This is a genomic window from Streptomyces sp. NPDC097981 (assembly GCF_040302565.1).
In the GTDB taxonomy this organism is placed as follows: Bacteria; Actinomycetota; Actinomycetes; order Streptomycetales; family Streptomycetaceae; genus Streptomyces.
Genome location: NZ_JBEORW010000108.1, coordinates 1 through 8,668, shown reverse-complemented (window position 1 = coordinate 8,668; position 8,668 = coordinate 1). Strand labels below are relative to the sequence as shown.

At 73.2% G+C, this 8,668-nt stretch carries 1 protein-coding gene; it reads left to right on the top strand.

Annotated features, from left to right (window positions below):
* Nucleotides 1-8,668, top strand: an 8,668-nt coding sequence (locus ABTY04_RS39615; RefSeq protein ID WP_352218286.1) for a non-ribosomal peptide synthetase, incomplete at both ends; no start/stop codon positions are given.

Genomic DNA, 8,668 nt, shown 5'->3' with positions numbered 1-8,668 from the left:
GACTTCTTCGCACTCGGTGGTCACTCGCTGCTGGCGATCCGCCTGGTCGAGATCCTGCGCGGCCACGGCGTGTCGGTCTCGGTGCGGGCGCTGTTGCAGACGCCGACCGTGGCGCGGCTGGCGGTGGAAGCGGGTGCGGACCACATCGTGGTCGCGGCGAACGCGATCCCCGAGGGCACCACGACCATCACGCCGGAGATGCTGCCGCTGGTGGACCTGACCGCCGCCGAGGTGGAGCGGATCGTCGCGACCGTCGACGGCGGCGCCGCGAACGTGGCGGACATCTACCCGCTGGCCCCGCTCCAGGAGGGTCTGCTCTTCCACCACCTCCTCGCCGACGGCGGCGAGGACACCTACGTCACCCCGACGGTCATGGAGTTCGACTCCCGCGACCGCCTGGACGCCTTCACCGACGCGCTCCAGCAGGTCGTGAACAGGCACGACATCCTCCGTACCTCCATCGTGTGGGAGGGAAGGCTGCGCGAGCCCGTGCAGGTCGTGTGGCGCCGGGCGACGCTGTCCGTGGCCGAGGTGGCGCTGGACGAGCGGGCCGCGGATCCGGTGCAGGAGCTGCTGACCGGTGTCGGCCTGTCCATGGACCTCGGCCGGGCACCCCTGATCGGGCTGCACGCGGCGGAGGTCGCCGACGGCCGCTGGCTGCTGCTGGTGCGCGTGCACCACATGGTGCAGGACCACACCGCGCTGGAGGTCATGCTCGGCGAGGTCGCGGCGGTCCTGGACGGCCGGGGTGCGGAGCTGCCCGAGCCGTTGCCGTTCCGGAACTTCGTCGTACAGGCCCGTGCCGGGCTGGACAGCGGGGTGCACGAGCGGTTCTTCGCGGAGCTGCTGGGCGACGTCGACGAGCCGACGGCGCCGTTCGGACTCGTGGACGTGCGCGGTGACGGCATGGACTCCGTCGAGGCGCGGCTGGAGTTCCCGTCGGAGCTGTCCGGACGGGTCCGCGCGGTCGCCCGTCGCCTGGGTGCCAGTGCGGCGACGGTGATGCACGTGGCGTGGGCGCGGGTGCTGTCCGCGGTCAGCGGCCGTGACGACGTGGTCTTCGGCACCGTCCTCTTCGGCAGGATGAACGCGGGCGCCGGATCCGACCGGGTGGCCGGCCCGTTCATGAACATGCTTCCGGTACGGGCCCGGCTCGACTCGACGGGTGCGCTGGCGGCGGTCACCGCGATGCGTGGTCAGCTCGCGGCGCTGCTGGAACACGAGCACGCACCCCTCGCGGTGGCCCAGCAGGTCAGCGGCGTACAGGGAGACACCCCGCTCTTCGCCTCGATGCTCAACTACCGCCACAACCCTGGCGACGACGGGGGCGAGGGACCCGCCTCCGGGATGGGGGGAGCGCGCCTGGTCTTCAACCGCGAGCGCACCAACTACCCGCTCGCCGTCGCGGTCGACGACGACGGCGAGGGTCTGATGCTGGTCGTGGACGCGGTGGCGCCGGTGAACCCTGCCTCGGTCGCGACGATGGTCCGTACCGCCACCGACGGCCTGGTGGCCGCGCTGGAGGCGGCCCTGGACGGCGGCGCGGACCCGGCGCTGAACACGGTCGGCGTCCTCGACGAGGCCGACCGGCAGCGGATGCTCACGCGCTGGAACGAGACCGAGCTGGACGTGCCGGGGGCACCGCTGCCCGAACTGCTCGCGGCGCAGGCCGCGCGCACCCCGCACGCCATCGCCGTGGTGTGCGAGGGCACCGAGGTGACGTACGCGGAGCTGGACGCTCGGGCGAACCGCCTGGCGCGGCTCCTGGCGGGCCGGGGCGTCGGTGCGGAGTCCGTGGTCGCGGTCTGCATGGAACGCGGCATCGACCTGGTGGTGGCGCTGCTGGGCGTGCTGAAGTCCGGCGCCGCGTACCTGCCGATCGACCCCGAGTACCCGGCCGAGCGCATCGCCTTCACCCTCGCCGACGCGGGCGTGCGGTGCGTCCTGACCGGCGCGGATCTGATCGAGCGGCTGGCGGGATTCGAGGGGATCGGGGGTGTTCCCGCGATCGCCCTGGACGACGACGCGGTGATCGCCGAGTCGGCGGGCCTGGACGACCGGCCGCTGACGGCGGACGAGCTCGTGGGCTCGCCGGCCCCGGCGAACCCGGCGTACGTGATCTACACCTCGGGATCCACCGGACGCCCCAAGGGCGTGGTGGTGGAGCACCGGTCGCTGGTGAACTTCCTGGCCTCCATGCAGCAGCGCTTCGCCCTGGACGCAGACGACCGGCTGCTGGCCGTGACCACGATCGGCTTCGACATCGCGGGACTGGAGCTCTACCTTCCGCTGCTGGCCGGCGCGCGCGTCGTACTGGCCACCCCGGACGTCGTACGGGATCCGCAAGCGCTGCGCGCGCTGATCCGGGCCTCGGGCGCGACGACGCTCCAGGCCACGCCGAGCCTGTGGCACGCCCTGGTGTCCGAGCCTGCGGAGGAGACCGGGGAGGACACCCGCGCGGCCGGGGACGTCCTGGCCGGGGTCCGCGCCCTGGTCGGCGGCGAGGCGCTGCCGGCCGAGCTGGCCCGCACCCTGCGGGCCAGGACGGCATCGGTGACGAACCTGTACGGCCCGACCGAAACGACCATCTGGTCGACGGCCACCGAGGTGGCGACGGTCTCCGGCGGGGTGTCCTCGATCGGTGCCCCGATCGCGAACACACAGGTGTACGTGCTCGACACCACCCTCGCTCCGGCGCCCGCCGGGGTGGCGGGCGACCTGTACATCGCGGGTGCGGGCCTGGCCCGCGGCTACCTGGGCCGTCCGGGGCTGTCGGCGGAACGCTTCGTGGCGTGCCCGTTCGGCGGGCCGGGCGAGCGGATGTACCGCACCGGAGACACGGTGCGCTGGTCGGTCGACGGCACGCTGGAGTTCGTGGGCCGCGCCGACGACCAGGTGAAGGTGCGCGGTTTCCGCATCGAGCTGGGGGAGATCGAGGCGGTCGTCGCCTCGCACGCCCCGGTCGGCCGGGTCGCGGTCGTGGTGCGCGAGGACGTCCCGGGTGACAAGCGGCTGGTCGCCTACGTGGTCCCGGCCGGCCCGGACACCGACGCGGCTGTCCTCGGCGGCGCCGTACGGGAGGTCGCGGCCGAGTCCCTTCCCGCGTACATGGTTCCGTCCGCGGTGGTGGTGCTGGACGCGCTGCCGCTGACGCCGAACGGCAAGCTCGACCGCAAGGCGCTGCCCGCACCCGACTACACGGCCGCGACGGGCGCCGGGCGGGGCCCGGCCACGCTCCAGGAGGAGATCCTGTGCGGGGTGTTCGCGCAGGTGCTCGGTGTGGACCGGGTCGGTGTGGAGGACGACTTCTTCGCGCTGGGCGGTCACTCGCTGCTGGCGACGCGGCTGATCAGCCGGGTGCGCGCGGTGCTGGGTGTCGAAATACCGCTGCGCGCGCTGTTCGAGGCGCCGACGGTGGCGCGGCTGGCGGCGCGTCTCGACGGCGCCGACCGGGCGCGGGTGGCGCTGACGGCGGGCGAGCGTCCCGAGCGGGTGCCGCTGTCGTTCGCGCAGCGCCGCCTGTGGTTCATCGGGCAGCTCGAAGGCCCGAGCGCCACCTACAACGACCCGGTCGCCCTGCGGCTGACGGGCCGGGTGGACGTCGCCGCGCTGGACGCGGCGCTGCGGGACGTCATCGGCCGCCACGAGGTGCTGCGGACGGTCTTCCCCGTCGCCGACGGCGAGCCGTACCAGCACGTCGCGGAACTCGACGACCTCGGCTGGGACCTGTCGGTGACCGAGGTGGCCCCGGCCGACCTGACCGACGCGATCACCGAGGCCGCCGCATACGGATTCGACCTCTCGCACGAGGCTCCGGTGCGCGCGTGGCTGTTCGCCACCGGCCCCGACCAGCACGTGCTCATGGTGACGGTCCATCACATCGCCGGTGACGCCTGGTCGATGGCGCCGCTGGCCCGCGACATCTCCACCGCGTTCGCCGCCCGCTGCGAGGGCCTGGCCCCCACGTGGGAGCCGCTGCCGGTGCAGTACGCGGACTACGCGCTGTGGCAGCGCGAGCTGGTCGGCAACGAGCAGGACCCGGACAGCGTGATCGCCCAGCAGGTGGCCTACTGGCGCGACGCCCTGGAGGGCGCGCCCGAGGAGCTGGACCTGCCCGCCGACCACGCGCGGCCCGCGGTGGCGAGCCACCGCGGTCACCGCGTCCCCGTGGAGATCCCGGCCGAGGTGCACGCGCGCCTCGTGGAGGTGGCCCGGGCCGAGGGCGTGACGGTGTTCATGGTGCTGCAGGCCGCGCTGGCGGCGCTGCTGTCCCGGATGGGCGCGGGCACCGACGTACCCATCGGATCGCCGATCGCCGGGCGCACGGACGAGGCGCTCGACGACCTGGTCGGTTTCTTCATCAACACCCTGGTGATCCGGACGGACCTGTCGGGCGACCCGACGTTCCGCGAGGTACTGTCCCGGGTGCGGGAGACCAGCCTGTCGGCGTTCGCGCACCAGGACGTGCCGTTCGAGCGGCTCGTCGAGGAACTGTCGCCGAGCCGTTCCATGGCGCGCCACGCGCTCTTCCAGGTGATGCTCACCCTCCAGAACGCGGCCGGAGCCGTCCTCGACCTGCCCGGACTCGATGTCGAGATGCTTCCGGCGGGTACGTCGGTGGCGAAGTTCGACCTCGACGTGATAGTGGGCGAGGTGTTCGACGCCGACGGCGCCCCGGCCGGTGTGCGCGGCACGGTGACCGCGGCGGCGGACCTGTTTGACGCGGGTACCGCGGCCCGGCTGGCCGCACGCCTGGCCCGGGTGGTGGGTCAGCTGGTCGCCGACCCGCAGACCCGGGTCGGCGGGCTGGACGTGCTCGACGAGGGCGAACGCCACCAGGTGCTGGAGGCCTGGAACGACACGGCGGCCGAGGTTCCGTTCGGCACCGTGCCCGAGCTGTTCGCGGCGCACGTCTCCCGTACGCCCGACGCGGTCGCCGTCGTCGCCGGCGGCGAGGAGCTGACGTACGCTGAGCTGGACGCCCGGGCCAACCGCCTGGCGCGATACCTGACCGGCCTCGGCGTCGGCCCGGAGACCGTGGTCGCCGTGGCCCTGGCGCGCGGCAGCGAGCTGATGGTCTCGCTGCTCGGTGTCCTCAAGGCCGGTGGCACCTACATGCCGATCGACCCGGAATACCCGGCCGACCGCATCGCGTACATGTGTGACGACGCGTCTCCGGTGGTGGTCCTCAGTACCCGGGCCATCGCCGCCACGCTGCCGCCGTCGGCCGCCCCCACCGTGGTGGTGCTCGACTCGGCCGAGGTGGCCGAGGCCTTGGGCGCGCTGCCGTCCGGTGAGGTGGACGACGCGGAACGGCGGGCCGCGCTGTCGGTGACCCACCCCGCGTACGTGATCTACACCTCGGGATCCACCGGCCGTCCGAAGGGCGTACTGGTCTCCCACGCGGGCGTGTCGAGCCTGGTGGCGGGCCACATCCGCTACCTGGGCGTCGGGACGGGTCACCGGGTGGGGCAGTTCGCCTCGGCGAGCTTCGACACCTTCGGCTGGGAATGGCTCATGGCACTGCTGTCCGGGGCCACCCTGGTGGTGATCCCGCCCGAGCGCCGGCTGGGGAACGCGCTGCCCGCGTTCCTCACCGCCGAGCGGGTGACGCACGTGACGCTCCCGCCCGCCGTCCTGGCCACCCTGGAGGAGACGTCGATCAGTACGGACACCGTGCTGGTCGTGGCCGGCGAGGCGTGCCAGCCCGAGGTGATGGCGCGCTGGGCGCGGGGCCGCGCGATGTTCAACTCCTACGGCCCGACGGAGACCACGGTCGACGCCACCCTGTGGCGCTGCGACCCGCAGGCTCCCGAAGTGGCCATCGGCTCGCCCGTGGTCAACACTCAGGTGTACGTGCTGGACGAGCGCCTGGCACCGGCCCCGGTGGGCGTGAACGGCGAGATGTACGTCTCCGGCGCCGGCCTGGCGCGGGGCTACCTCGGACGGTCCGCGCTGACCGCAGAGCGCTTCGTGGCCAACCCGTTCGGTCCCGCCGGTGCCCGCCTGTACCGGACCGGTGACCGGGCCCGCTGGACCCCCGAAGGCGAGCTGGTCTTCGCCGGGCGCTCCGACGACCAGGTCAAGATCCGCGGCTTCCGCATCGAGCCGGGCGAGATCGAGAACGTTGTGGCCACGCACCCCTCGGTGGCCCAGGTCGCGGTCATCGCCCGCGAGGACACCCCCGGGGAGACCCGGCTGGTCGCCTACGTCGTCCTCGCCGACGGCGCCGCGCCGGCCCGGATGCCCGCCGAGGTCAGCGCGCTGGCGGCCGAGCATCTGCCCGAGTACATGGTTCCCTCGGCGGTCGTCGTCCTGGACGAGATCCCGCTGACGGTGAACAAGAAGCTGGACCGCAAGGCCCTGCCCGCGCCGGAGTTCGCGGCCGGGGAAACGGCCTCCGGCCGTACCCCGGGCGACCTGCGCCAGGAGATCCTGTGCGGTGTCTTCGCCCAGGTACTCGGCCTGGAGAGCGTCGGCGTCGACGACGACTTCTTCGCCCTCGGCGGCCACTCGCTGCTCGCGGTACGACTGGCGAGCAAGGTGCGCTCGGTGCTCGGGGTCGACCTGGAGATCCGGGAACTCTTCGACGCGCCCACCGTGGCCGGGCTGGCTGCCCGGCTGGCCGGAGAGGGCACAGCCCGGGCCGCCGTGACCGCCCAGCAGCGTCCCGAGCGGGTGCCGCTGTCGTTCGCGCAGCGCCGCCTGTGGTTCCTCGGCCAGCTGGACGGCCCGAGCCCCACCTACAACATCCCGGTGGCCCTGCGGCTGACGGGCCGGGTGGACGTCGCCGCGCTGAACGCGGCGCTGCGGGACGTGATCGGCCGCCACGAGGTGCTGCGCACCGTGTTCGCGGTGGCCGACGGCGAGCCCCACCAGCACATCCTCGGCATTGAGGAACTGGACTGGGAGCTGCTGACCGGTGATGCCGACCCGGCGGACCCGGACGGCGCGGTGGCACAGGCCGCCGGGTACGCCTTCGACCTGTCGTCCGAAGTGCCCATCAGGGCATGGCTGTTCCCGGTCGGAGCGGACGAGCACCTGCTGGTCCTGGTGGTGCACCACATCGCGGGTGACGGCTGGTCGATGGGTCCGCTGGCCCACGACGTGTCGGTGGCCTACGCGGCCCGTACCGACGGCCGTGCCCCGCGGTGGGAGCCGCTGCCGGTCCAGTACGCCGACTACGCGCTGTGGCAGCGCACGCTGCTCGGCGACGAGAGCGACCCGGACAGTGTGATGTCCCGTCAGGTCGCCTACTGGCGCGAGGCGCTGGCGGGCGGGCCCGAGGAACTGGCACTGCCCTTCGACCGTCCGCGACCCGCGGTGGCCGGCAACCGCGGCCACCAACTGCCGGTGGAGATTCCGGCGGAGGTGCACGCGCGACTGGTGGAGGTGGCGCGCGCCGAGGGCGTGACGGTGTTCATGGTGCTGCAGGCCGCCATGGCGGTCCTGCTGTCGAGGCTCGGCGGCGGCACGGACATCCCCATGGGTCTGGCGAACGCCGGGCGTACGGACGAGGCCCTCGACGATCTGGTCGGGTTCTTCGTCAACACCTTGGTGCTCCGCGCGGACCTGTCCGGGGACCCGACGTTCCGGCAGCTGCTGAAGCGGGTGCGGGAGGCCGGTCTGTCGGGCTTCGCGCACCAGGACGTGCCGTTCGAGCGGCTGGTCGAGGAACTCGCCCCGACGCGCTCCCTGGCCCGTCACCCGCTGTTCCAGGTGATGCTCACCCTGCAGAACAACGCCGAGGCGGTCCTGGACCTGCCCGGCGTGCACGCCGAGGCGGTGCCCACGGGCACCGCGGTGGCCAAGTTCGACCTGGACGTCAGCGTGGCCGAGGGCTTCGACGCCGCGGGCGCGCCGGCCGGGCTGAGCGGTCTGCTGACCGTGGCCGCGGACCTGTTCGACCGGGAATCCGGCGAACGGCTCGTGGAACGCTGGATCCGCGTCCTGGACGCGCTGACCGCCAACCCGCGGACGCGGCTGAGCGGCGTCGGGATCCTCGGCGAGGACGAGCGCCACCAGGTGCTCACCGAGTGGAACGACACCGCGGCGGACGTGGCACCGGTATCGCTGCCGGAGCTGTTCCACGGCCACGCGGCACGGAACCCCGAGGGCACGGCCGTGGTGTTCGAAGGCACCGAGGTGTCGTACGGGGAGCTGGACGCGCGGGCCAACCGGCTGGCGCACCACCTCGTCGGCCGGGGCGTGGGTCCCGAGTCGGTGGTGGGCCTGTGCCTGCCGCGCGGCGTGGACATGGTCGTCGCGATCCTTGCGGTGTGGAAGGCCGGTGGCGCCTATGTGCCGCTCGACCCGGAGTACCCGGCGGAGCGCCTCGCGTTCATGCTCACGGACAGCGGGGCCCGGGTGGTGGTCGGCCGCCATGACACGGCGCGGGACCTGCCCACGACGTGCCCGGCGGTCTGGCTCGACGAAGCGAGCACCGGTGCGGAGCTGTCCGAACTGCCCGGCACCGCGCCGAAGGTGGACATCGCGCTCGCCGATCTGGCCTACGTGATCTACACCTCCGGGTCGACCGGCGTGCCCAAGGGCGTGGCCGTCACCCACGGTTCGCTGGTGAACCTGGTGTCGGTGTTCGGTCCGCTGATGGAGGTCGGGCCGGGTGTCGGGGTGCTGCAGTTCGCCTCGTTCAGCTTCGACGCGTCGG